Origin of the sequence: Okeania hirsuta (assembly GCF_003838195.1) — a bacterium.
Taxonomy (GTDB): Bacteria; Cyanobacteriota; Cyanobacteriia; order Cyanobacteriales; family Microcoleaceae; genus Okeania; species Okeania hirsuta.
Genome location: NZ_RCBY01000019.1, coordinates 36,737 through 62,035, shown reverse-complemented (window position 1 = coordinate 62,035; position 25,299 = coordinate 36,737). Strand labels below are relative to the sequence as shown.

Genomic DNA, 25,299 nt, shown 5'->3' with positions numbered 1-25,299 from the left:
ATATTAAAAATTCTCCCATTTTTAGATTTTGGTAGTGGGAGCATCTTGCTCCTATATTAAAAATTCTCCCATTTTTAGATTTTGGTAGTGGGAGCATCTTGCTCCTATATTAAAAATTCTCCCATTTTTAGATTTTGGTAGTGGGAGCATCTTGCTCCTATATTCAAATCACCCCATTTTCAGATTTTGGTAGTGGGAGCATCTTGCTCCTATATTCAAAATTCTCCCATTTTCAGATTTTGGTATGTGGAAAATTCTCTCATTTTCAGAATCTATGCGTGAGCGAGACGCTCACACTACCAACATTTTCAAATCTTGTAGACAGACCGCTACAAAATTTATTCTGACTCCTGACTCCTGACTCCTGACTCCTGAATTCCTAATTATTTCACTGCCAAATATAAATGAGGATAAACAAAATAATCCAAATTACATCAACGAAATGCCAAAATAAAGAAGTAGCATTAATGCCAAAGTGACCGTTATCATAGTTACCAGGAATGAAAGAACGGCCCAACATAATACCCTGCAACAAAATACCTGTCATAACGTGCAGACCGTGAAAACCAGTCAACAGATAGAAAGTTCCACCGAATACTCCCGTTGTGAAACCAAATTCTAGACTATTCCATTCAATTCCTTGACCTACTACAAAGTAAGTTCCCATTGCCATTGTAGCAAACAGAAATATGCGAAACCAAGTCAAATCATGACGTTCTAAAGCTTTTTCGGCAAAATATATAACGAAACTACTAGAAACCAAAACTACTGTATTAATTGCAGGTTCTCTAATTTCCAAACCAGAAATACCTTCTGGCAACCAGTTGGTGGCACTCGTTTTGTAGACGATGTATCCGACAAAGAAACTCAAGAAAATTACGCTTTCTGAAAGTAGGAAAACGATAAACCCGAACATACTATTACCTTCTTCATCGTGGGTATGTTCGGCAACTGCTGAATGCAAAGGTTCCTGTAGTTGTTCTGATGCGATCGAACTATCCATGTTTTAATTCTCCTTTAATTTACTGGTTTTATCCTCGCTATAGTTGCCGTAGGTTGGGTTGAGGGGTCCCTCAACCCAACAGATGCATATTACAGACAGATATTTTTGTTGGGTTGCGCTTTCGCTTAACCCAACCTACTGGACTAAATTTGAGAGGAGCGAGAATCTCCTAGACGACTGCTATATTACAGACAAATATTTTTGTTGGGTTGCGCTTTCGCTTAACCCAACCTACTACTACCACCTAATTAATTAACAGGTTCGGGAACTTCTGCATGATGTCCATTGGGGTCATTAGAAGTCAAAGGTTCCGACTTACCATAACCGTAGGGTTCAGCAATAATTATCGGAATTTCTTCAAAATTCTCCACATCTGGTGGAGAAGAAATCATCCACTCTAAACCGATCGCTCGCCAAGGGTTAGCAGGTGCTTCCTTACCTTGTATCCAGGAACTGACAATATTTAAAATGAATGGTAAAGTAGACATTCCTAATAAAAATGCTCCCAGACTTGCAACCAAATTCCAAAATTCATACTCAGGTGCATAAGAAGAAACTCGGCGCAACATTCCCTGTAAACCTAATGGGTGCATGGGTAAAAAGTTGAGGTTAGTACCGATGAATGACAGCCAAAAGTGCAACTGTCCCAAACCTTCATAATACATTTTCCCAGTCATTTTAGGGAACCAATGGTAAATAGCAGCATACATTCCCATTGTTACCGTACCATAGAGAACGTAGTGGAAGTGACCGACAACGAAATAGGTATTGTTAACGTGAATATCTACCGGAACAGCAGAGAGCATAATGCCAGTAATACCAGCAAACACAAACATGATCAACCCACCCAAAGCAAATAGCATGGGAGTATTCAGTCTAATTTTTCCACCCCAAATAGTCGCCACCCAGGCAAATACCTTAATTCCAGTAGGTACAGAAACACACATAGTTGAAAGCATAAAAATCATCCGCATCCAGGGAGGAGTACCACTCGCATACATATGGTGTACCCAAACTAAACCACTTACCCCAGCGATCAGCATTGATGAAATTACCACCACTTTGTACCCGAATAGTGGTTTGCGACTGTAGACTGGGAATATTTCAGAAAAAATGCCGAAGATAGGCAAAATAATCACATAAACTGCGGGGTGGGAGTAAAACCAGAAAAAGTGCTGGAAGAGAACCGGGTTTCCTCCGTTGGCAGGATTAAAAAATCCAGTTCCCATTGTGATATCAAATAGTAACATCACTGCACCTGCTGTTAGTGCTGGCAGTCCGAACAATTGAATAATCTGAGCAGCAAATACTGTCCAAACAAAAGCTGGCATCCGGAAAAATGTCATACCAGGCGCTCGCATTCTCACAATAGTTGTGACAAAATTAACTGCCCCCATAATGGAGGAAACACCAGAAATGGCAACGGCAAGAATCCATAGTACCTGACCGTTGATTAAATTACCCGTGGGATTTTGTATACTTACTGGAGGATAGGCCCACCAACCTGACTGTGCGGGACCACCGGGAACAAAGAAACTAGCTATCATCAGGACGCCAACTACTGGCACCATCCAAAATGCAGCAGCATTTAGACGAGGAAATGCCATGTCTCGCGCCCCAATCATTATGGGTACGAGATAGTTTGCCAGACCAACTAAAGATGGGAATGTCCACAGAAACAGCATGATCGTGCCGTGCATGGTGAACATTCCGTTATAAATGGTGCGGTCTACAAGGTCTGATTCTGGTGTCATCAGTTCGCCACGAATTACCATGGCGAATATTCCACCTACTAGGAAAAATAGGAAAGAGGTAACTAGATATTGAATACCGATAACTTTGTGGTCGGTGCTAAAGCTGAAATATCGTCGCCAGTTAGGCGGTTGTTCGTGTTCTGGTTTTTCCGTGACATCACTGATGCCGTCAATTGTTATTTCTTTCATAAAATATTTTTTTCCTTGATATCTGCAAATAAAAATCTACTGCCATTTCTGAAGTGTAACTTCAGTCAATATCCCATTAAATTTACCCGCCTCAAATCTTTTTCTTAATTCCTGGCGCTGAATTTTACCGATCGCTGTTTTGGGAATTGTTTCTTTAGAAACCGGAATCAAGTAATTTGGACTCACGCCAATCTTTTCCACAATCTTATCCCGAATTTTCTGCATCAGGACTTGTAAGGAATTATCCTCAGTGTCAGTCGCACTGAAAAAGATTGCCAACTTATCAGTATTGTCCTCTGATTCTCTAACTGCACAAGCAGCAGTATAAGAGACTTCAATACCTGCAATTTCTTCTACGACTGCTTCAAGATCATGGCAATAATAGTTAGTACCACAAATAATAATCAAATCTTTCTGCCGTCCCGTAATAGTTAAACGCCCATCCTGGAGAAACCCCAAATCTCCAGTATTGAACCATCCATCCTGAGTGAAGGCGTTTTGGTTTGCTTCGGGATTTTGATAATACCCAGACATTACAGTTAACCCTTTAACTTGTAATCCGCCAATTTCCCCCTCTGAAACAACCTGATTTTGATCCTCGACAATTCGCAAATCAACTCCAGGAATTGGCGACCCAACTTCCACAAACAAATCATAATCTGTGGTGGAATCCAGGGAAAAATTATGGGAGAAAGTCACACCAGAAGAAACTTCTGCCATCCCCCAAGAAGGACACATCACCGTAGGAGCTAATCCGTGGGGTGCTAACAACTGCAAAAAACGCCGTGCTGTTTTTGTCACAATAGGTTCCGCTGCGTTTAAGAAAAATTTGATCGACGATAAATCCCATTGTCGTTTTGAGATAGTTTCAGCACAGTCATTGATTAAACTGTATGCAAAATTTGGGCCGAAGGCAATATTCACTTTAAACCGATCGATTAAATCTAGCCAAATTAGCGGTTCTTGCAAAAATAATTCAAAAGGAAAATGAATATGTTTGCTGCCTAAATAAACATCTCGAATGTGGAAATATACCAGTCCTCCTACATGATCGATTGGAACCCAATTCAAGCTAATATCTTTCCTGGTAAAACCATTCATTTGGACTGAACCCATTGTTTGACTCAGCAGGTTTCTGTGACTCAGTACCACTCCTTTTGGTATACCTGTACTCCCAGAAGTAAACATCATGACTGCCACATCATCCGGTTGACTAGAATGCCAGTTAGTATCAGGTTCATTCCCGCACAATTCCTCAACTGTCAGCACTGGAAACTTTCCCACCTGCGATAGTTCTGGAATCTGAGGAATTTGTTCAGCAAATACGACATCTGTCAACAACAATGGCTGCTCTAGCATCTGTAAGGTATGGGCAAGTCTGCTAGTAGTTTTGTTGATTTGTTCAGGTGTATAGTTAATACTCCTAACTGGAACTGGAACAAAACCACCAAGGACGCACCCCCAGAAACTACTGATAAAGTCTTGATAAGATTCAATTTGAAAAACCACCTTTTCTTGTGGTTTTAATCCAAATTTTCTCAAGCCTGACAGAATCTGTTGAGCTTCTAAAAGTAAGTCTTTATAGGTTTGGGTTTTTTCTGATTTATCCGGTTGGATATAAACAATTTTTTGGTCTGTTTTGGCTGCTGTTTGTAAAATTTCAGCAAGAATAGTTGGGCTGTTTCCCGATATTACGGGGTAAATTTTTTTCATAGAGCTATATTTTTATCTCTTCCCTTACCTCCCTCTCAACTATGATAATTAACAACAGGAGGTGCAGCGGGTTTAACAGTAGGCCAACCTGCTTCCACTGGTGCTGTTGATTTTTCCATATATTCAGTGGTTGCCTGATTTGCTGCGGGAGACAGTTCGGTATTTGCTGCTGTGGCCAGCCAGCTTTGATAATCTTTAGCAGATTCAACTACTACATCTGCTTGCATAGTGGCAAAATATGTACCGCTATATTGGGAGTCAGTTAGACTATATTTCCCAACACGAATGGGAGTAAATTCAAAATTTATTGAATGGTTGGGAATAATGTCTTGCTTCAGTCGGAATGCTGGAATATAAAATCCATGCAGCACATCTTCTGAATTTAATGCTACCCGTACTCGCTTATTTGCTGGTAAATGTAGTTCAGTGCTAGTAACGCCATTTTCTGGATATCTAAATACCCAAGACCATTGTTTGGCAATAACTTCAATTTCTTCTACAGGTTCAGTTACAGGTTTTAGTGGGTCTGCAATTGCTGATTCCATTTCTAATGGTGTATGCAGATGTACTAATTCCATCGGTCCCTGAATTCCCATTTGTTGGTAAATATTGTAGCTATAAGCAGCAATCCAAAATACGAGAAAAATAGGAATTGCTGTCCAGACAACTTCTAGGGTGACGTTGCCTTCAATGTGGGGTCCGTCGCTGTAGTCATATTTAGCAGCACGTTGGAATAGAACTGAATACATTAGAGTTCCAGTTACCCCCAGAAAGATGAATGTACCAAGGGTGACGAGAAAACTAAATAGGTCATCAATTAATATAGATTCTGCTGCTGCTTGAGGTGGTAACCATGAATAGGATAGTCGTCCAACCCAAATACTAACAGCAGTTAAAACGAGAGCGATCGCTCCCAATGTCAAAATAGTCCTGATTTTCATATCAAAATACCCTACTAAATTACTTAGGGAAATCTAAAAGCATTAACATATAAAGACAAGTGCCTTTTTGGGGTCGAAAAAAGTGCCTGGTTTTCAGCTCTTGATGCTCATGCATGGCTTGTATTTTAGGCGCATAGTTGGGCAGAAAAATCATTCTTACAATTCTTACCGAAAAATTGTGATTTAAAGCCTCCCCTGAAAAGGGGATAAAAAGAAAAATTTCCTTAAGCGTCAATCCTATTACAGGAGAGGTAATTGTTAATTATTAATTATTAATTGTTGAATCCTACCTCGTATAAATTTCCCGTTCCTCCTGTCTCCTGTCTCCTGTCTCCTACCCCTACTAAAAGACTTTTGAGCGCAAACCCTACTTAAGCACTTGGTTGGGATTTTCGCCTATTTTTAGCAACGCATCAGCAGTATTATGTACTCCAAATTCAGCAGCTAACTGTGCTCCCAGAGTCCCGTGAACATACATCAGAAACATGATGAATAAACCCACTGCTAAATAGCTCCACTGCACTTGTTGGAGTTTGTCCTTAGACCAGATATAGCGTTGAAATCCTCTCCAGATTGTCATACCCACAATGAAGGCCAACAGGAACACACCACCAACACCGTGCCAGAGCATAGTATCCATAGCTCCCAACCCCCAGGCACTTTTTAGCTCTGCGGATGGTCTCGCTAGCATGATTTCATAAAAACCTGCTGCTACCGTGAAAAATGTAATTATTGATGAAGCTAGCATATTGTACCAACCTACATCAAAAAAATTAGAACGAGTAGTGGATATTGCTAAAAGTTTAAAGACTGGTTTTTGTAGAGGAAAGAGTATACCCACGATATCAAAGGCGATCCCCATAATAAACAAACCTAAAGTCAGATGAACTAAATTAGGATGAATTGGGATGCTGTATGGGAGACCATTTGCTCCTAATTGAGAACTCAAACTATCTATTAATTCTGGGTTCATTGTAAAATTCCCTCCTCGATCGCTTCTACTACTGGCACTGTATGTAACCCATATACCCAAACCAGTTTATCCCCAAGATATACCTGGAAGAAAACTATACCTACTAGCACCAACCCCAATCCCAGATATGGCATCGGCAGTTTTTCTGTATTATTTGAACGAATCACATACCGCCAACCAGTAAGTGCAGCAATGATTCCTGATAGAGACCAACCAATCAAGGTATGTAAATTTAGGACTGGTTGGACTACTTCGTAGGGTTGTGCCAGACCAGCTTCAAACTGACCAAATATTATGGCGATAAAAATAGAAATTGTGGCGAAAAACATATTCCACCAGCTTACTTCATATAAACGGTAATTACGAGTAAAATAACCAATAAGATCGCATACAAAAGCAAATAATACCATCGCTATTACGAAGTGGACAACGATGGGATGTATTGTATCTGGATAGGGTAAGTAATGATCGTTTAATGGTGGTAGATACTCCCACATAGTCTTCTCCTTCAGTAGATAAGTAGATATGCTTGAAAAAAATGTAAATTTTACGAGTTACTACAGGCAAATATTTTCATCAATTTTTTCTTACAACTTTCTAACTGAATTTATAAAATCTGTCTATTTTTTACCGTATCAATTCTCACAGTTTTTCTCAAAACATACTCATTTTTTTTCTTTAATCAAAGTGAAAAAGTAATGTAGTCAAGACAACATAATTTTTTTTTCAGATTTTACGGTTTGTCATAATTAACTAAACTATTTTTATTCTGAAAAGGTAAAAAATCTTATAATCTATAGGTCTGACAATCCTTAAAATTACATATCTTTTCTGTAATGACTATATAGCTTAATTTCAAAAGATTATAGGTATTTAATTAGAGGGGATTATAAGTCGGATTTTGTATTAGCAATAATCGACCTCAACTCTACAAAAGCTAGATATTTAATTAAAATTTAATATTATGATATTTTCAATCTGACTCAAATCCTGTAACTAAATTTACAGAACAATTTAATGTTTTTCACGCTAAATCAGTCTTGCTTTCCAGATTTTTTTATGCTATAATTGAGATTAGCTGAAAAAGTATTTTAGTAGGGGTAAGAGACAGGAAACAGGAGATAGGAGAAATGTGAATGAGCGAGGAGGTAGAAATAAGAATTGTCCCAAGATTGTTCTGCCCAACTATGCGCCTAAAATACTGACTTTTTGAGCGTTTTTGACTGAAACAGGCGCACTTTTTTCGTTCCCAAAAAAACACTTGTCTTTATAATATGTCAATGCTTTTAGATTTAATCAGCAGAGCAATAATTAATGATTAATATTAATCTTTATCCCTTATGGGTTTAATACCCCACCGTCTACACGGTGCAAATGCGGTTGGTGGGGTGAGAATCCCCATCGACCCCATTCTCCTGACTCCTGACTCCTGACTCCTTCTTCAAATTAATAATTTCCTTAAGAAGTTTTCTCTAATCAAGTTGGGAAGTGAGCGAAATTTGAGAATATATGTAACGAAGACAAACTTTCTCCACAATCGGAATGCTATAATTTATCTAAAATTAAGAATCTAAAATTGAGTTACTCTGCCCAGTAAATAACTACATTTTTGGGAGGATTAGTAATGATTTTTACGAGAAAAGACGATACAAACTTCACAACAACAGTTAGGGAAATAACTGCACCAAAAAAAACAAAACAGACGTTAGTAATTATTGACCGCCGTGTGGATAATTATCAGCAGTTGGTTTCAGGAACTTATCCAGAGACAAAAGTGGTGGTGCTGGATGTGAGAAAAGATGGCATTGAACAAATTACAGGAGCTTTATCAGATGAACTAGCTACCAGTCTTCATGTAGTTTGTCACGGTGCTGATGGTATTTTGTACTTGGGTAAAACTCCTGTGAGTCAGGAGAATATTTATCAATATAGAGGGTTACTGCAAGAATGGGCAGTTGAGGAGATTTTGCTTTATGGCTGTAATGTCGGTGGCGATCGCCAATTTCTCAATTCTCTCCACGAGTTAACAGGAGCGAATATTGCAGCATCGGCGCATCGGGTGGGAAATATTGCTAAAGGTGGCAGTTGGCAGTTAGAAATTCAGATAGGTCAAGTTAATTATGGGTTGGCGTTTTTGCCAGAAGTTATTCAGGAGTATTCGGGGGTGTTTGCAGTTTCCTTTAGCGAGCCTACTAATTTTGCAGTGGGAGATAACCCATTGTCAATAGCAGTAGGGGAATTCAATGGAGATGGCAATCTTGACTTAGCTACGGCTAATGGTTTATCCAATGATGTCTCAGTATTATTAGGAAATGGAGATGGCACTTTTGCTGCTCCTACTAATTTTGCGGTGGGAGATAACCCATTGTCAATAGCAGTAGGGGAGTTCAATGGAGATGGCAATCTCGACTTAGCTACAGCTAATGTTTTATCCGATGATGTGTCAGTATTATTAGGAAATGGAGATGGCTCTTTTGCTGCTCCTACTAATTTTGCAGTGGGAGATAACCCATTGTCAATAGCAGTAGGGGAATTCAATGGAGATGGCAATCTTGACTTAGCTACAGCTAACTATATTTCTTTGAGTGGTAGTGTCTCAGTTATTTCAGTATTATTAGGAAATGGAGATGGCTCTTTTGCTGCTCCTACTAATTTTGAGTTAGGAGATGAACTACGCTCAATAACAGTAGGAGAATTTAATGGAGATGACAATCTCGACTTAGCTGTGGCCAATTATTTCTTCGCTGATGTGTCAGTGTTATTAGGAAATGGAGATGGCTCTTTTACTGCTCCTACTAATTTTGAGGTAGGAGATTTCCCACTGTCAATAGCAGTAGGAGAATTTAATGGAGATGGCAATCTCGACTTAGCTGTGACTAATGAATTTGATGTGTCAGTGTTATTAGGAAATGGAGATGGCTCTTTTGCTGCTCGTACTAATTTTGAGACAGGATATGACCCAACCTCAATAGCAGTAGGAGAATTCAATAGAGATGGCAATCTCGACTTAGCCACAACTCATGGTTTCTCCAATGATGTGTCAGTGTTATTAGGAAATGGAGATGGCTCTTTTGCCAATCCTACTACTTTTGCAACAGGAGGTTATCCAGGGTCAATAGCAGTAGGGGAATTCAATGGAGATGACTATCTCGACTTAGTTATGACTAATTCCCATGATGTTGTCTCAATACTACTCAATACTACCGGACCTCCTGGCACTCCAGAAGACGATAATCTCTCTGGCACCTCCAGAAACGAATTGATAGATGGATTAGCAGGCAATGATACTATTGACGGTGCAGGGGGAAATGACACTCTTCTAGGCAATACTGACAACGACTCCCTCATAGGTGGTGCTGGCGACGATCAACTCGATGGCGGCTCAGGAATAGACATGATGATTGGTGGGCCGGGGAATGACTATTATGTGGTAGATAACTCAGAAGATACCGTCACAGAATTAGCCGATGCAGGTAATGATACTGTCAACTCCTCTATCACTTACACTCTAGGAGATAACTTAGAAAATCTCAATCTCACAGGCAACGATGCAATTAATGGTACAGGTAATAGCCTAGATAATACCATCACAGACAATATAGCAAATAATCGTGTTAATGGTAACGACGGCAATGACATTCTCAAAGCTGGAGGTGGTGACGATACTGTTAATGGTGGTAGTGGTGCAGACCAAATCATTGGTGGTAGAGGCAATGACCTGTTGCGTGGTAACGACGGCAATGACACTCTCGAAGGTCGCCCTGGGTTTGATATCTTACTCGGTGGCAATGGCGACGATATTTTAACAGGAGGTATTGGTCGCGATCGCCTCAATGGAGGTGCAGGCAACGACACTCTCACCGGTGGAGCAAGCATTGACCGCTTCATTTTCAACACTAACCAAGAGTTTGAAACCCCTACAATAGGTATAGATACAATCACAGATTTTGATGTACAACGAGACTTGATTTTGTTAGACAAAAAAACATTCACTGCTTTAGAGAGTGATGCAGGTGAAGGTTTCAGTGTGGAAACAGACTTTGCCATAGTTGAAAGTGATGATGCTGTTGCCACTAATGGTGCTTTTATTGTTTATAATTCTGCCAGTGGCGCATTATTTTATAATCCTAATGGTAGTGAATCTGGTTTAGGAGATGGTGCTCAATTTGCCGTTTTGAATAATGATGCTTCTCTGGAAGCGAATAATTTTCAAATTAGGTAGTAAAATTAATTGGCTAAATATTGCTACAAAATGAGCAACTAATTAGGATTTGCTGAAAAAGTCTTATGAGTGAGGGTAGGAGACAAGAGACAGGAGACAGGAGACAGGAGAAATGGGAATTATAGAGGAGGTAGTCGGAAAAATTGTCCCTCAATTTTTCTGCCATAACCATCCCAAAATACTAGCTTTTTGCAGCTCTTGCCACTGAAAAGCTGGTACTTTTTTCAACCCAAAAATGCTAAAACCTTTATATGTCAGTGCTTTTAGATTTAATCAGTAAACCCTAATTAATATCAGGGTAAGCATTCCGCAGGAAGAGCTGACTGCTAATAGCTGTTTGCGCAGCATTCCGGAGGAAATGCTTACATATCAGGAATTAGGATTATAACCCAATTCCAAATGATTAATTTAAGCAGTAACTGAAGTAGTTAATGTTGACATTTCATTTTGTTTAATCCACTCAAAAACTCGATTCAATGCCCACCAAACATCAGGATCTTGAGCATGAACTTGACAAGATTTACTACTAACATGAGCTACATGACCACCATAACGAGTTAACATTAAATCAATGGCAGAATTACTGTCACAAGCAGCTTTTAAATCTGCTGCAATTGTTGGGTCAAACATGGGGTCATCTTCAGCATAAATAATCAATGTTCGTTTTTTTATATGAGGTAAAAAATATAGAGGACTTGTTGCTTGATAGTAGGCTTCTACTGATGAAAATCCTAACTTTTCAATAACAAATTCTTCATCAAATTTCCAGATACAATCAGCACGCTCTATTGCCTCTGGATCGATAAAATCTGGATGATGTTCGTGAATTAACCAAACTAATTTTTTTAGGTTTTTAGTAATTCCTCTATCTAAGTATCTTCCTAAAGGAGAGCTATCTAAGTAAGATAGAGAACGTTGAGCTTCCAGACTGGGGCAAATAACTGCACAACCACCAATATCTGTTTCTGCTAACCCTAATTCTGGAGCCAAACTTTCTGCTACTTTTGCACCCCAAAGTGCTAGTTGTCCTCCCAAAGAATATGCAGTAAACCAAAAATTAGGCGGACAACCCATTGCTTTTGCTTGAGCAGCAATATGAACAAAATCTTGCCCTTCATAAATACCATCTGAAGTTAGAGTTTGTGATAATAATGCTGTCTTGCCATGGGCACGCCAATCAAATAAAATAATGGCATAACCTTGAGCATAAGCTTTGCGTCCTAATAGTTTTAAGAACCATTGATTATCTAACTCTCCTGTAATTCCATAAGTCCCAATAATTGTACCTTTTGGGTTTTCTGGAATAGCCATCCAGCCAAAAATTGGCACATTATTTGCTCCCATAAAAATTTTCTCTTGGTAAGAAAGCTTCGGAAATGTAGTAGTTTCTTCCCAAAAACGGGGTATCCAAAAGGCTGCATAAAGGGTCATTGCTAAACCATTTTTCAGGAACCACGGAGGAGTATAAGAAGGATAACCCATAGATAAATTTTAATCTGATAAAACTTAAATTTGTTGATTAGATAGTATATCAGTTGGCGATGAAATTTTATAATCCAGAATTTTTCGGTCAATAATACCAAATTGATAAGTGTTTGCTACAAATAGCTAGGATATTTCGTAAGGAGTCAGGAGTCAGGAGTCAGGAGTCAGAATGAATGGCTTCAATAGCATTTTTCAGGTCGGAAATCATCTTTTTTGTCAAAGGGAATATCCTGCACCTGTCTTTTTATTTCTCTTACTATTCGTAACATTCTTTTTTTTTAATTGGTATAATATCATGTCCGTTTGAATACTTATAAATCAGGGAGTAGGGAGTAGGGAGTAGGGAGTAGGGAATAGGGAATAGGGAATAGGGAAAATATAGAGATTTGCTCTGCAAGTGACAGGATAGTTTTTTTCATCACTAATTATCCGGACATGATATAACTGGTCTTTATAATTTATAAGTAATTTAACCACCACTTGCCTCGATGCTTTTTCTTATACTTAGCAAACCAGTCACAGATAATGTATAAAAGGAAGGTTATTAACAACCAAATTAGATAAACAATTGGTAAATCATACCCAAATTATTTTGGTTTCCAATTGATGCCTACTTGGGAGAAAGTAAAAGGTTCTATACCATATCTAGACAAGGCAAATAAAATAGCGGTTAGATGAATTAAGTAGATGTGGATAACATAGAAAAATAATGGTTGTTGCCCTAATATAATTAATGGTTTAAAATAACGTATTTTTGTTTTTTCCAAACAATAAAGTAATAATATTGCTAGACCGAGTGTAATTAGTAAATAGAGTAGAGAAGGCGGATATTTATGACAATTGATAAAGGATAGTAAGGTATTAGGAAAGTTAGACTGGATTGACCAAGGATTGGGGTCGCCATAAATATTAGTTGCTCGGATAATGATAAAAGCAGCAATCGTACTTAAACCGATGTTTATTAATAGCTGAAGTCGCCGTTCTTTTTCCATTTCAAACAGTGTTCCGAAAGCATAACCTAATGCCATTACTCCGATCCAAGGAATCAGAGGATAGAGGATAAACAAGCGAAACCCAGAAATTGGTTCAATCATTTTTTGCTCGTGAAGTATTGTCCAAATCCAACCAATATTTCCTAATTGTTCTGCTTGTACGTTATCAAAAAGATTATGTCCGAATATCAGGAAAATTCCAATTGTCGCAATTATTCGAGTAGGAAGATAAATTATTGCTGCTAAGAAAATCATCGACCATCCGATCGCCCACAATACTCCGGCAGCAGAAAAAGTGAAATTCAAGTCAAACCTCCAGCTCAAACGTACTACTGTTAAATCTAGAAATACTAACCACAGTCCTCGGAGCAACAAAAACCGAGAAAGTTGTTGTTTAGTTTTGCCACGTTTGAGAGAGAGATAAGCACTAATTCCTGCTAAAAAAATGAATGTAGGCGCGCAAAGATGAGTCACCCATCGTGTCAAAAACAGAGGAATGTTTGACTGAGTAAGGTCTAAGGGGTTAAAGTCGGCATTGGAAAAAAATCCTCGTACATGGTCTAATGTCATTAGCACCATTACTACTCCACGCAAAAGGTCTATTGATATTATTCGTGGAATGCGGTCTGGAGTTTGATTATTTGCGATTAAGACTCGCTGGTTTATATTAGATTTTTCCATCGGTGAGCGTGATAAATTAGTTGCTATTCAAACAACCAACATTTTTACAATATTTTCCTTTCCACAAGATAACACCATTGGCAACAATTTCAATATTTGAAGTGTATTTTACATCTGAAGAGCGATCGCGAATTATATCATGTCTGGTTGCATCGTTAGTGTATAATCAAGTTGAAGAAAAAAAGAGCGATACGGCGCTCCACCACGCTCCACGAACGCCACTATGCCAAAACGCTTTATAGAACCCATTGGATATGTCAGCATCTAGCACATATTTAGATTTTTTGTTGATGCTGGCATAGATGGCTGCTATGGCATCATGCGTTGGCCACCGGAAAAGACCATAGCTATTAGGTTCAAAACGTCCCTCCCATTCTGCTTCCATACCTAATTTCACCAGGACTTGTAATGCATGATCGTACATTGTTGGAATTCCCAGCGGTCGTTTTTCATCCTTTCCTGGTTTTGGTATCTAGACTCTAAAGATAGATTTTAGGTAAAAAGGGTATAAATCCAGTATTGATAAGGGTTTTAGCCAATTTTATGGATTTGACGTCTTTCCCCTGCCTAGACATTTTTTCGGCTATAAACTAGCCAAAAAAATGTCTACAGCAGTTTTTATTTGAATCGACCACAGTAGGGACGTTCCATGGAACGTCCCTACAAGTATTATTGTTTTGAATGTGTGGTTCACCAATCTGAAAAGCGCTGTAAGTACCATTATCTAGGAATAACTGAAGTTATTAGCCAATATAGCTTATGCCTGAAAAAATTTTTCTCTACATTTTTCTCTACAATTGTAGGTTTTGTAGGTTGTTTCATTACCTGTAATAATGAATTTAAAGCATAATCTTCAGATGAGTTGACTTGCCGATCAAAAAGAGCAATATTCATCGCTAAAGGAAGAGCGATCGCTGCTACATCTGGCTCTAATTCTTCAACTAATAAATCGATAGATTGAGGTACTCTAATCGCAGAACGAATTCCGTCTAACATATTTTCATCTAATCCCAATTGTTGTAAATTAGGACATATTTCTTCCCATTTAATTTTCTGATTTGGTTCCCCTGCTTGAATAAGATAAGCTATCAACCTTTGCAGTTTTCCTTGTTGTTTGGCTGTCATTATTTGGATCGGTTCGGTTGCAGTTATTTCTTGGGAACTATTTTGAGGTTTTTCTATATTAATGCCATCGACAATTTTTTGCCAATCTTGGTTATCGCAAGATTCTGGTTTTTCTACAGTTAAGGAAATAGTTATTTTTTTGTCTAGATTAGCATTAAGTTCGATTACTTCTGCTTTTACTCCCAAAAAACCTAGCCATTTAGCAATTGTATGAATTAATGTTAGACGGGTTGAGTGACAGTTTGCTAATAACCGAACCTGGGTCTGAACCATGGGACGAACTATTTGTGTCAGCATTATGGTTAACGTACTGTCTTAGCTATAAATTTACCTTTTTAGAGCATAACTAATTTTTCTAGTATGAATAGCAATTTTAGCTACAGATTTTTTTTACGCTTATAGTAATCTGATTCAATATCAAAAATTGAAGATTTAGCAGGTTGGGTTGATAAATTTTACCACAGCTTATCCATTATCTTTGAATAATCACAATAAAAAATTAGTTGTCCTGCTCCCTAAGGTGTGAAGATATATATTTTTTAATTTTTTCCCACACTTCCCACACTTCCCACACTCTCTCTACCATTACTATGCACCACCACCAAAAAATTTAAGGAGTAAGGAGCAGGGATAAATTTATTTGCGCAGCATTCCGCACCAAAAAAATATTCTTTCTCAAGAGAATAACATTTTTATTATGGCTAATTAATGAGACTTGATATAGAACCCATTTGGTATCTTCATAAATATCAAGTTTTTTTAGCTAGGAGACAGGAGACAGGAGACAGGAGGGAAGATGTGGGGAGAGATCATACAAAAAATTCAACACTCCTTCATATGATTTTTCCTCAAAATTGATGCGCGAAAAAACTTGACTACCATAATTATATAGATCTCAAATGGGTTCTATAATACCAAATTGATAAATATTTGCTACAAATAGCTAGGATATTTCTTAGGAGTCAACCCACCCGCGCGCCCCTCCCAGGAGGGGGAGTCAGGAGGACCGAGTCACACGGGAATAGCTTCAATACCATTTTTCAGGTTGGAAATCATTCTTTTGTCTTGGTGCGCTACCAGGTGCGACTGGCGTCGTCGCGGGGTCGCACCGCTCTCTTGGTCGATTGGAGGCCAGCGAGGAGACCCGTTCTTGCAGACCCGCTCCGAAGATCGCCATCCCACCCTTCGGGAAGCTACGCAACGACCGCTTTGTCAAAGGGGAATATCCTGCACGTGTTTTTTTATTCCTCTTACTATTTGTAACATTCTTTTTTCACGCTTGGTATAACACCTAAAACCTAACACCTAAGACCTTCTTCATGGCATTCTGGCAAAATGTTCTAACAATAATCTATGAATAAAAATGTAGCCTCCTCCTACTTTCTGTAGAAAAATCAACTGAGTTGCATAGTTAAGAAAACGAGTATAATTCCAAGGGATATAACCATTAAAATACAAAATAATTCGTAAAATAAAATGTTTTACACAAGCTTCCCCTCCTCCCACAGCTAATCCGAAAATCAACCCATATTCACCCCAATCTATGAAGTACCAGTCTAATAATTTAGCAGCTAAACTCATTACTATTGCACCAACTAAACCAAAGATAAAAGCATTTTTTGTTGACTGCCAAATTCCTTGATTAGGAACAGTTACTTCTTCTATTCCCGGACCTGTCATACCACGGACTATTCCCAAAACTAGACCTAAACTTAATCCAGATATTGCTCCTCTAAGTAGAGGATGACTAATTTGATTAGGAATTTTTAAATTATAGTAGAAAATAACTGTAGATAATAAACCATAAATTAGTCCGATAGTTATGCCAATAACTACTTGGTTGATAGTATATTTTCCTAACCATCTCAAAGTAGTGACTGTTTGAATAGTTTTAAATCCAAAAAAACGCCAAAAATATACAAAACAAAATGCTACAAGTAAAGCCATTTTAGGCAAATTTAAAAATTGATAAAATAAGTTCCATAATACGAAGAATATTATCGTCAAAAGAGTAATAATATAACCAATAATATAATTTTTATTTCGTAGCCAAGTTGGCTGCATTATTTCAATTAAAAATACAGTTTCTGACTCGCTTACCATTTGCTTTGCTAACCATATCAGCCATTTTTTGACTTTCTCTTGAGAATAGGGAATATTAGCAGAACGCCGCTTAAACATTCGCTCAATATAAGCATTAAATAAATGTTCTCTGAGTTCAACATTACTGCGACTAGGTAACTCTTCAATTGATATTCCTTGATAAGCTAAACTGATAATACTTAAAATTAAAGGAGACCGAGAAAATTCTTGCAATTTAACATCAGATTCTAATGCTTTTCTGACTGCTGCTAATTCTGAACCTGCATTTTTTAAATATTCTTGAATTTGCTCTAAACTTAAGGGCTGTAAATAAATAGCTGCTTGAAATTTTAATTGACTTGCAAGAGCTTCATAATCACGAATCCGGCTACAAACTACTATTTCTGTCTGCCCGTATTCTTGACATAATTTATTCAAAGCATCTACACAATCTTCTCGTTTTTCTCTACTAACTTCATCTAAACCATCAAGTAGTAAAAGTAACCTTTGTTCTTTTATCCAAGCTTTGCTAATTTGTTGAGAAACTTGATATTTAGTATGTAATTCTATAACTAACCAATCAGCGATCGCTTGTTTTTTACCTTCCCAAGAAGACAAGTTAAAAACAACAGGTATTGGTTGAGTTAAATCAGCTTCAGTTCTATTAATTAAATCTCGTGCTAATTCTAATAAAGTTGTCGTTTTGCCAGAACCAGGTTCACCCAAAATTAATAAAGTTCGCCCCGCGCCTAATTCATCAAATTTATCAATAATTCGAGTACCAGGCGGTAATTTTTGCTGGGGATTTTCTAAGTCTGACCATAGTAAACCCCAAGGACGATTTACTGCATTTTTTCGTTCTTCTAATCCTAGTTCAATTAATACTTTGCCGTGCAAGGAAGTTTCTAAAACACCTTTAACCCAATAATTTTTTACCTTGTTCAACAATATCTGACTATTTCGATATTCCTGCCGATTTATTAATAAGTTAGTATCCGAATTTCGCAGATATTTACTATCTTTTACTATTCCCGCTTCTGGCAAAACATTATTTATCCAATTTAGATTAAAAATTGCTTCATAAATGCGATTATAAACCTTTAATTTACCTCGGTTATGAATAACTAACCCAGTTAATCTTAATTCTAATTGTTCAGGACTTTGATTAACTTTTACTCCTTTTGTCTGCAAAATTTTTTGATATAACAATAATAACTTCTGACGTTGATTACTTAATAAGAGGCGATCGCGAATAGTCCGTAAATGTTGTGGTTCATCCTGACTTTCCCAATTATCTATTATCATGCTTCGGACAAAATTTTCTACCCATTCTTTCTCCCTACCAAGGGGAATAAAAGACTCAGATTTTAGGATGAGTTGGCATAGCTTCTGAGTCAGAAAAGGTTGCCCCCCAGTCCAATTTAATATTGCTTGTAATATTTGTTGATGATTATTATATTTTGTAGCTAATCCTGTTACTAAAGGTTGAGCTTCTTTAAAACTAAAACCAGTTAATTCTATTCCACGACCAATGTTAAAAGGACTCCCAATTTTATCTCTAATTAGATCAGCAGGAGTAGCTACACCAAAAAAAGAAAAAGTTAAACGTTTATATTCCTGATTTTGCCCTCTTTTGTCGTAACAAGAGCGAATCACCCTAAAAAAATCATCTACTTGAAATTTTAAACTAAGGGTACTATCAATTTCATCAATAAAAATTATAATATTTCGGGAAATTAACTTGAGAATAATCGATTGAATAAATTTGCTAAAACGCTGCCCATAAGATAAATTATTATGCTCAAACCACCAACTTGTTAAATCGAAGCGATCGTATAAATCCAAACTACTAATAATACTGTCAATTACACTTGCATACCACTGTTCGGGAGTAATGTCTAAATTACCAATTGCACTTAAATCGATACCAGCACAAATAATTCCTTCCGTTTGTAAAATTTCCATAGTTTGTATTCGCAAACTAGACTTACCCATCTGTCGAGAATTAAGAACATAACAAAATTCTCCTGCTTTTAATCCACGATATAATTCTAAATCTGCTTGACGTTTAATATAGGTAGGAGAATCAATTGGCAAACATCCACCAACTTGATATTGATAATTTGTCATAGCTTATTTTGACAGAAGGAAAAAAAATAAAATTTTTATATTTTCGAGGTTTTAGCAATTATACCAACTTTAATTGATCTGAAAAAATATTATTTATCACTAAAGTGGTTTGAGCAACCTACATTTTTCCAATTTGTCACAAATTATCGAGAGTTTGAAAGAGGTGAAAATATTTTTTTATAGATCGAGTTAGCGATCGCCGGATAGTATGATTGAAACCAACTTTTCATACTTTTACCAGAGGTCTAATTCCTGACTATCCCCCCATCAATTTATAGAAACCATTTGAGAGCTATTTAAAAAGAGATGGGGAGATGGGAGCATTTTTCTACCTTTTTCCCCTTTCAAAATAGATGGGTAGATGGGGAGGTTGGGAGACAGGGAGCTGGGGAGTATTTTTCTACCTTTTTCCCATATTCATTCCCTCCACCTCCTGACTCGGTTCTCCTGACTCCTGAGTCCTCGCAAAAAGCTGAATCGCCCACAAAGATACCAAATGGCTTCTATAATGGGACTTAAAAATTTTTAGGTCGAAAAATGGCGCTCGTGTCAGTCTAGATAAGGAAATTACATCAATGCCCTAAAAATGCCTAGAACCCTTGGTAATTAAGGATTTATGCATTTTTGACGTAAAAGCCTCTGCCCATCTATATTTGAGCCTATTTTCTGGCTTTATTGTGTGTAAGTCCCACTAATAGGTATTTCTTAAGTTTTGTAGTAGAAACTTTACCTGAACATTAGAAATATCCGCGCTTTCAGGCCGGAGAGGATGTCAAGTTTGAACATTGGTTTTGTATTCTTAATTATTATCAGAAGCTGACAGACCAAGATAAACCAGCAATGTTAATTTTTGAGAAAAATAAAGAATTGATGGATGCTGAAGCTACTTTTATTTGAAGTGTAGAAAAATTGCTAGCAATATCTCCATCTTAAGTGAAAAAAATAATCGCGAATACTTATAGCGATTTTCACAAAGGTAGACTATAGACAAAATATAAGTATGTTTTAAGTTTAATAAGTTACAGACCTGACAGATGTATTCTATGTTAATGAAAACCGCTATAATTTTGAAAAATCTTGAAAAGAACAACACTCCTCAAATACAAAGCAGGGATGTTCCATCGAACATTCCGATAATTATCGTTTTCATTGACTATTTTAAGGCAGCCTATTGTGGGATATCTTCCCATTGTAGGGACTGCCGCGCAGGATAGCTTGTGCAAAAAATACTCTCGACATCTAGCTATTTTACGATTAGCTACTTGATAATGGCGTGAGGTTTCTGCAACAGTTAAATATTGAAGATGACCCTATATCATGGAGATACCTGAGATGGAGACGAGGGAGGTAAGTCTTCTATTTGAGCTAAGGTTTCCTGAATACGCGGAGTTGCGAAAAACCTTTTTGCATCCTCCAGCAAGCGTTTTCCCCACAAGTTTTGGTCAAGATAATCAATATCTGCATATCTACTATCTAGTTGTAGAGCTTTTTCTCCCATAGCAAAACCTTGTTGTTTATCCCCTTTAGTATAAAGAGCTACTGATAGCGCTAGAAGTGGTTCTGCTGCCTTACTATCTAAAGAGATAGCTTCACGCCATTTTCTGATCGCATCATCCACATTTCCCATCTCGTACTCAACTAAGCCAATATTATTAATTGCAGGCCATAGATTTTTTTCGAGGGAATAAGCTTCTTCATATTGATCGATCGCTCTTTTAAACTTACCACGTTTGTAATAAGCATTACCTAGATCGAATAAAGCACCAGGACTATCTGGTTTGAACTTCAAACCTGCTCTTAACTGCTTGATAGCTTCTCCATACTCAGCTTTTTGAAAGTAAGCTCTACCAAGAATAAATCGAATATCAGCATTACTTGGATCGAGTTCTTGAGCTTGTTCTAGAGCTGTAATACCTTCTTCTAACTCTTCAGCTTGAATGTAAAGACTGCCTAATAGTGCCCAGGTCTGTTGACTATTTGGGGCTAACTCAGTGGCCAATTCAGCTCTTGATAAAGCTAACTCAAATTGTTGAAATCTTGCTAACTGTACAGCTTCCTCAGCTAAACTTAAACCCGTTTGTTCCAATTGAGCTGAGTTTAGCTGTAGTATGTGAGGAACTAATGCTTGTCCCAGCATCGGTTTCACTGTAGTGCCCCATAGGCCAAGGGTAATGAATAAAGAAACTAAGAAATTTCGATTTGGCACGGTAAAGAGTATTTATGGTTAAGAAGTTCAGTTGAAAGTATAAAGTATATAATATGATAGGATACCATTCGACTAAACTTACCCAAACTTACCCAAAACGGTATTTTGAGCTTTGGAGCTAGCTTCCTGCGCGTGCTGACGCAATGCTGCGCAAACACTGAAGACCATTGACCCCAGTCTGTAACTTATCTTCTCCACAGGTTTAAAATCCCTGGAAACTCCACCTAGTAATTCAAGTATAACAGAAGTTTTGCCATTTACCACTAAAAAATTTGAAAAAAAGTAGGGAAAGAGTATATTTAGGTAGGATTTGAGCTTCTGTTTTTACCCTAAAAATTTTATAATTTGCAGTATACTACTATTACATATATCTGAAAAAGAATCTGAAACCCTTATCCTGTCATAGGTGAAAATCTAATTTCTGGAGATGTCTATTGGAAATAATATATCTATAAATAATACATCTATAATTTCCGCTTCAGACTTTTAATAAATTCTCTTGGTAAAGATCCTCTGCTCTTTTTTTTTCAGTAAGGACTGTCTGATTTATATTTTTTCTTTTCTAGAGCGTGAACAGTATTCAATTAAACTATTGGTATAATAATTTCAAATTCAGTACCCTTGCCTGGTAAGGAATTTAGTTTAAGCTTTCCACCATGTTTTTCAGTAATAATTTGGTAACAAATAGCTAGACCCATACCTGTTCCTTTACCTACAGGTTTAGTGGTAAAAAAATTTTCAAAGATTCGATCTTGTATTTCTAGAGGAATACCTTGCCCATTATCAGCTATTCTAATAGTCAACCAATCAGACTCTTTCCTAACTATGACTTCTGTGCTTATTTCAATTTGAGGTTGCCAATCACACAAGTCCAATTCAGCTAATTTTTCATTAAGTGCATCAATACTATTACTAATTAGATTCATAAATACTTGGCTAAGTTGACCAGAATAGCAACTAATCATTGGTAAATTTGTACAATAATTCTTAAGAATTTTGATACCATTTTTAAGACGATTATTTAAAATAAGTAAGCTACTATCTATACATTCATGGATATATGCTTGTTTCTTTTGAGACTCATCCATGTGAGAAAAATTGCGAAGACTATTCACAATTTTCAGAAGTTGTTCCGAACCCAATTTAATACCTTGAGTCGTCTCAGCTAATTCTTCCTGTAAAGAATCATAATCTATTTGTTCTTTAATTCGATTGATAATTGGAGATGGCTCTGATATTTGATCATAAGCAGATAAAAGCTTAGTAATTTCTTCTAAATAAGAAGTTAGAAATATTAAATTATTCCAAATACAGTTAACAGGATTTCTAATTTCATGGGCTACCCCGGCAACCATTCTTCCCAAGCTTGCCATTTTCTCCGTTTGAATAGCTTTTGCCTGAGTTTGTTTTTGTAGTAGATAATTCGTAAGTTCGTGAATATTTGACTGAGCGACTAATAACTGATGCACATCCAAAAGTCTATAAACATTAGCTTCTATTTCTACAACTATTGGGTCATATAATAACTCAGGCTGTCTCTGCAAAGATTTTTGTGCTGCTTCTACTATCAACGTATTACCAGGAAGAATAGATATATCTGTTTTGGAGACATGATATAAAGCTTCTATAGGTCGCTTGTAAAACATCTCCATACCATAGCGACTTCCCATTTTTTCAAAAAATAATCTTCGGGAAATCATACCAACTAATTTATCTTGCCGATCTCTCAAAATCACACCAGGCAGCAAAGGGTTGGCTTCAAACACAGTTGCAATATCTTTCCCAAGGTAGCTAGATACAATTTGAAAGTCTTGCAGAGGTAGTTCCTGTATAGTTGACTCTAAAGATAAAAATTGACTTTTAACCTCTAAATTAGGCACAATAAATGAATCTGAATATGACTCATACAAAGCAAACATATTAAGGGAATTCCTAGTATTTTTGTATCAATAGATACTATTTATCAAAATATTCCTGATAGTTTGCTTGCACATCTGGAATATATTATCATGGCTATCTTTAACTTTTCTAGCACAATCCTCAGAAGATCATCAGAGCTGATAACAATTGCTTAATTTTATTTCTTAATAGATTTGTTTGTTTTATCTAATATGTATAGATTATGTGGCCTATATCTTGGTCACAAATAAAAAAAGGTTTAATTATTTCATTGCATACTACTTGATAGATAATAATCTATATAGTTGGATACTATGATAAATTTATGACTGTAAATGTAGGTAAATCAGTAATTATTCTTATAAAATTTAAGTAAGTAAATTGAGCAAAGTACTCAATATTTTTATCTATAACTAATACCAATTTTATGTGAGGTTGCACAGAATTACGTGTTAGGTATTAGGTGGCGCGGTGGCACAGAATTATGAAATTTATTAACTTGTATATCTTGATCTACAATCAACTCTGATTAAAACATTATTCTATGCAACTTCATATTAATTTGGTATAACTATAATATATAATTCTGTAACGATACCAGTTATTTTTTAATAAATTGGGATCAAAATTTAATAAATTGAATATATGTAAATATGTGTATGATTATAGTTTAAGATATATGGATTCACTAAGCTTACCTACTTACTTAAGTAGAAATACAAGTACTCACCCGTAAGAGTTGTCATAAATCCTCAACTTTCTATATCAACAGTTTGAAAATCTTTATCCACGCTGCCTTTTTCCAGAATATTTATTATATAATCATCAAAGATGGCTGCTAGATCAAATCCTCTTAATTAGCTATAAATACTGTTTTTTTCCTTAAACTTAAATAACAGCAAAATTACTGTAGGACAAAAATATTCTAGTAATGAGTTTGGAAGTCTGCTCTATAGACGATAGGGTAAACATTAGTAAGGATTTTACTTATTTAATATTAAAATTAAACTATTTTGTTATCTAATATGGATTCAACATTGACTGCGTTACAAGAACTAATAGAAATAGTAGCAAAATTACGTTCTCCAGATGGGGGGTGTCCCTGGGATTTAGCTCAAACTTCAGAAACTTTAACTCCTTACATTATTGAAGAAGCTTATGAAGCAGTTGATGCAATAAAAAGCGGAGAGAAAGAAGCAGTAGTTGATGAATTAGGAGATTTATTATTACAGGTGGTTTTGCAAGCACAAATAGCTAGTGAAGCAAATGATTTTACTTTAGCTGAAGTCGCTCAAAATATTAATCAAAAAATGATTAGAAGACATCCTCATGTATTTGGAGATGTGAAAGTAAATAGTACAGAAGAAGTTAAGCAAAATTGGGAACAAATCAAAGCAGCAGAAAAAGGAGAAACTAATGATTTATTTAGTACAAAACTCAGTCGATACGCTCGACAGTTACCTCCACTTATGGCAGCAATGAAAATTTCTAAAAAAGCTGCTGCTCTTGGTTTTGAATGGGAAAATATTGAAGGAGTTTGGAGAAAATTTCACGAAGAAGTTGGGGAGTTTGAAGAAGCTTTACAATCTGAAGATCAGGAACATCAACAAGCAGAAATGGGAGATATTTTATTTGTTTTGGTGCAATTGGCAAGGTGGTATGATTTGAATCCAGAACAAGCTTTACAAGGAACTAATCATCGATTTTTGCAACGGTTTGCTTTAGTAGAAACAATGTGCAACCGTCCTCTTTCTGAGTATACTTTGGCGGAGTTTGAACAAATGTGGCAAAATGCAAAAGCACAATTAGCAAGGGAAAAAAAGAAGTATGTATAGCAGTTAGAAATTGGATGAAATACAAATTTATAGATAATTGGCTCTATCAGATTTTAGGTAATATTATGT

At 36.7% G+C, this 25,299-nt stretch carries 16 protein-coding genes and 1 pseudogene; 4 read left to right on the top strand and 13 right to left on the bottom strand.

Annotated features, from left to right (window positions below; all coding sequences use genetic code 11):
* Positions 1 to 388 precede the first annotated feature (388 nt).
* From D5R40_RS05630 to D5R40_RS05605, 6 genes are all read right to left on the bottom strand, one after another.
* Positions 389 to 1,003, bottom strand: a complete 615-nt coding sequence (locus tag D5R40_RS05630) for a cytochrome c oxidase subunit 3 (protein ID WP_124143030.1) — start codon at positions 1,001 to 1,003, stop codon at positions 389 to 391.
* Between the two features lie 248 nt (positions 1,004 to 1,251).
* A complete protein-coding gene (ctaD, locus tag D5R40_RS05625; RefSeq protein ID WP_124143029.1) occupies positions 1,252 to 2,946 on the bottom strand; it encodes a cytochrome c oxidase subunit I in 1,695 nt (564 codons plus the stop codon).
* 36 nt (positions 2,947 to 2,982) lie between these two features.
* Positions 2,983 to 4,659 (bottom strand): AMP-binding protein, encoded by a 1,677-nt coding sequence (locus D5R40_RS05620; protein WP_124154335.1) that lies wholly within the window; start codon positions 4,657 to 4,659, stop codon positions 2,983 to 2,985.
* 35 nt (positions 4,660 to 4,694) lie between these two features.
* The gene (locus D5R40_RS05615) at positions 4,695 to 5,600 is read right to left on the bottom strand and encodes a cytochrome c oxidase subunit II (RefSeq protein WP_124154334.1); all 906 of its coding nucleotides are present in this window, start codon (positions 5,598 to 5,600) and stop codon (positions 4,695 to 4,697) included.
* Positions 5,601 to 5,967: 367 nt separating this feature from the next.
* A complete protein-coding gene (locus tag D5R40_RS05610) occupies positions 5,968 to 6,573 on the bottom strand; it encodes a DUF2231 domain-containing protein (RefSeq protein WP_124143026.1) in 606 nt (201 codons plus the stop codon).
* Positions 6,570 to 7,070, bottom strand: a complete 501-nt coding sequence (locus D5R40_RS05605) for a DUF2231 domain-containing protein (protein ID WP_124143025.1) — start codon at positions 7,068 to 7,070, stop codon at positions 6,570 to 6,572. Before D5R40_RS05605 ends, D5R40_RS05610 begins: the two co-directional genes overlap by 4 nt.
* Positions 7,071 to 8,197: 1,127 nt before the next feature.
* Between D5R40_RS05605 and D5R40_RS40805 the strand changes: the two genes are divergently transcribed.
* Positions 8,198 to 10,795 (top strand): DUF4347 domain-containing protein, encoded by a 2,598-nt coding sequence (locus D5R40_RS40805; RefSeq protein ID WP_124143024.1) that lies wholly within the window; start codon positions 8,198 to 8,200, stop codon positions 10,793 to 10,795.
* 408 nt (positions 10,796 to 11,203) lie between these two features.
* Here D5R40_RS40805 and D5R40_RS05595 read toward each other — a convergent pair whose 3' ends face one another.
* On the bottom strand, positions 11,204 to 12,277 hold the full coding sequence (locus D5R40_RS05595) for a YheT family hydrolase (protein WP_124143023.1): 1,074 nt from the start codon (positions 12,275 to 12,277) through the stop codon (positions 11,204 to 11,206).
* A 590-nt stretch (positions 12,278 to 12,867) separates the two neighbouring features.
* A complete protein-coding gene (locus tag D5R40_RS05590; RefSeq protein ID WP_205127608.1) occupies positions 12,868 to 13,953 on the bottom strand; it encodes an acetyltransferase domain-containing protein in 1,086 nt (361 codons plus the stop codon).
* A gap of 77 nt (positions 13,954 to 14,030) precedes the next feature.
* On the opposite strand from D5R40_RS05590, the gene D5R40_RS34660 reads away from it, so the two are divergent.
* Positions 14,031 to 14,195: a hypothetical protein gene (locus D5R40_RS34660; protein WP_161564306.1), complete on the top strand. Its 165-nt coding sequence runs from the start codon at positions 14,031 to 14,033 to the stop codon at positions 14,193 to 14,195.
* On the opposite strand, the pseudogene D5R40_RS39155 reads toward D5R40_RS34660, so the two are convergent.
* Both D5R40_RS39155 and D5R40_RS05575 read right to left on the bottom strand, forming a co-directional pair.
* Positions 14,195 to 14,425: pseudogene (locus D5R40_RS39155) on the bottom strand (RNA-dependent DNA polymerase); the annotation flags it as partial. The gene D5R40_RS34660 and the pseudogene D5R40_RS39155 sit on opposite strands and share 1 nt — an antisense overlap.
* A 248-nt stretch (positions 14,426 to 14,673) precedes the next feature.
* On the bottom strand, positions 14,674 to 15,375 hold the full coding sequence (locus D5R40_RS05575) for a hypothetical protein (RefSeq protein WP_124154332.1): 702 nt from the start codon (positions 15,373 to 15,375) through the stop codon (positions 14,674 to 14,676).
* A gap of 411 nt (positions 15,376 to 15,786) precedes the next feature.
* Between D5R40_RS05575 and D5R40_RS34655 the strand changes: the two genes are divergently transcribed.
* The gene (locus D5R40_RS34655) at positions 15,787 to 15,936 is read left to right on the top strand and encodes a hypothetical protein (protein ID WP_161564935.1); all 150 of its coding nucleotides are present in this window, start codon (positions 15,787 to 15,789) and stop codon (positions 15,934 to 15,936) included.
* Positions 15,937 to 16,395: 459 nt separating this feature from the next.
* Here the strand turns inward: D5R40_RS34655 and D5R40_RS34650 are convergent, their stop codons facing one another.
* The 3 genes from D5R40_RS34650 to D5R40_RS05560 all read right to left on the bottom strand — a co-directional run bounded on the left by D5R40_RS34650 (position 16,396) and on the right by D5R40_RS05560 (position 23,415).
* Complete coding sequence (locus D5R40_RS34650) at positions 16,396 to 19,290, bottom strand: AAA-like domain-containing protein (protein WP_161564934.1); 2,895 nt, start codon at positions 19,288 to 19,290, stop codon at positions 16,396 to 16,398.
* Between the two features lie 1,315 nt (positions 19,291 to 20,605).
* Complete coding sequence (locus D5R40_RS05565) at positions 20,606 to 21,496, bottom strand: tetratricopeptide repeat protein (protein ID WP_124143021.1); 891 nt, start codon at positions 21,494 to 21,496, stop codon at positions 20,606 to 20,608.
* A 584-nt stretch (positions 21,497 to 22,080) separates the two neighbouring features.
* Positions 22,081 to 23,415, bottom strand: a complete 1,335-nt coding sequence (locus tag D5R40_RS05560) for a sensor histidine kinase (RefSeq protein ID WP_124154331.1) — start codon at positions 23,413 to 23,415, stop codon at positions 22,081 to 22,083.
* A gap of 1,005 nt (positions 23,416 to 24,420) precedes the next feature.
* On the opposite strand from D5R40_RS05560, the gene mazG reads away from it, so the two are divergent.
* Positions 24,421 to 25,230, top strand: a complete 810-nt coding sequence (gene mazG / locus D5R40_RS05555) for a nucleoside triphosphate pyrophosphohydrolase (RefSeq protein ID WP_124143019.1) — start codon at positions 24,421 to 24,423, stop codon at positions 25,228 to 25,230.
* Positions 25,231 to 25,299: the final 69 nt, after the last annotated feature.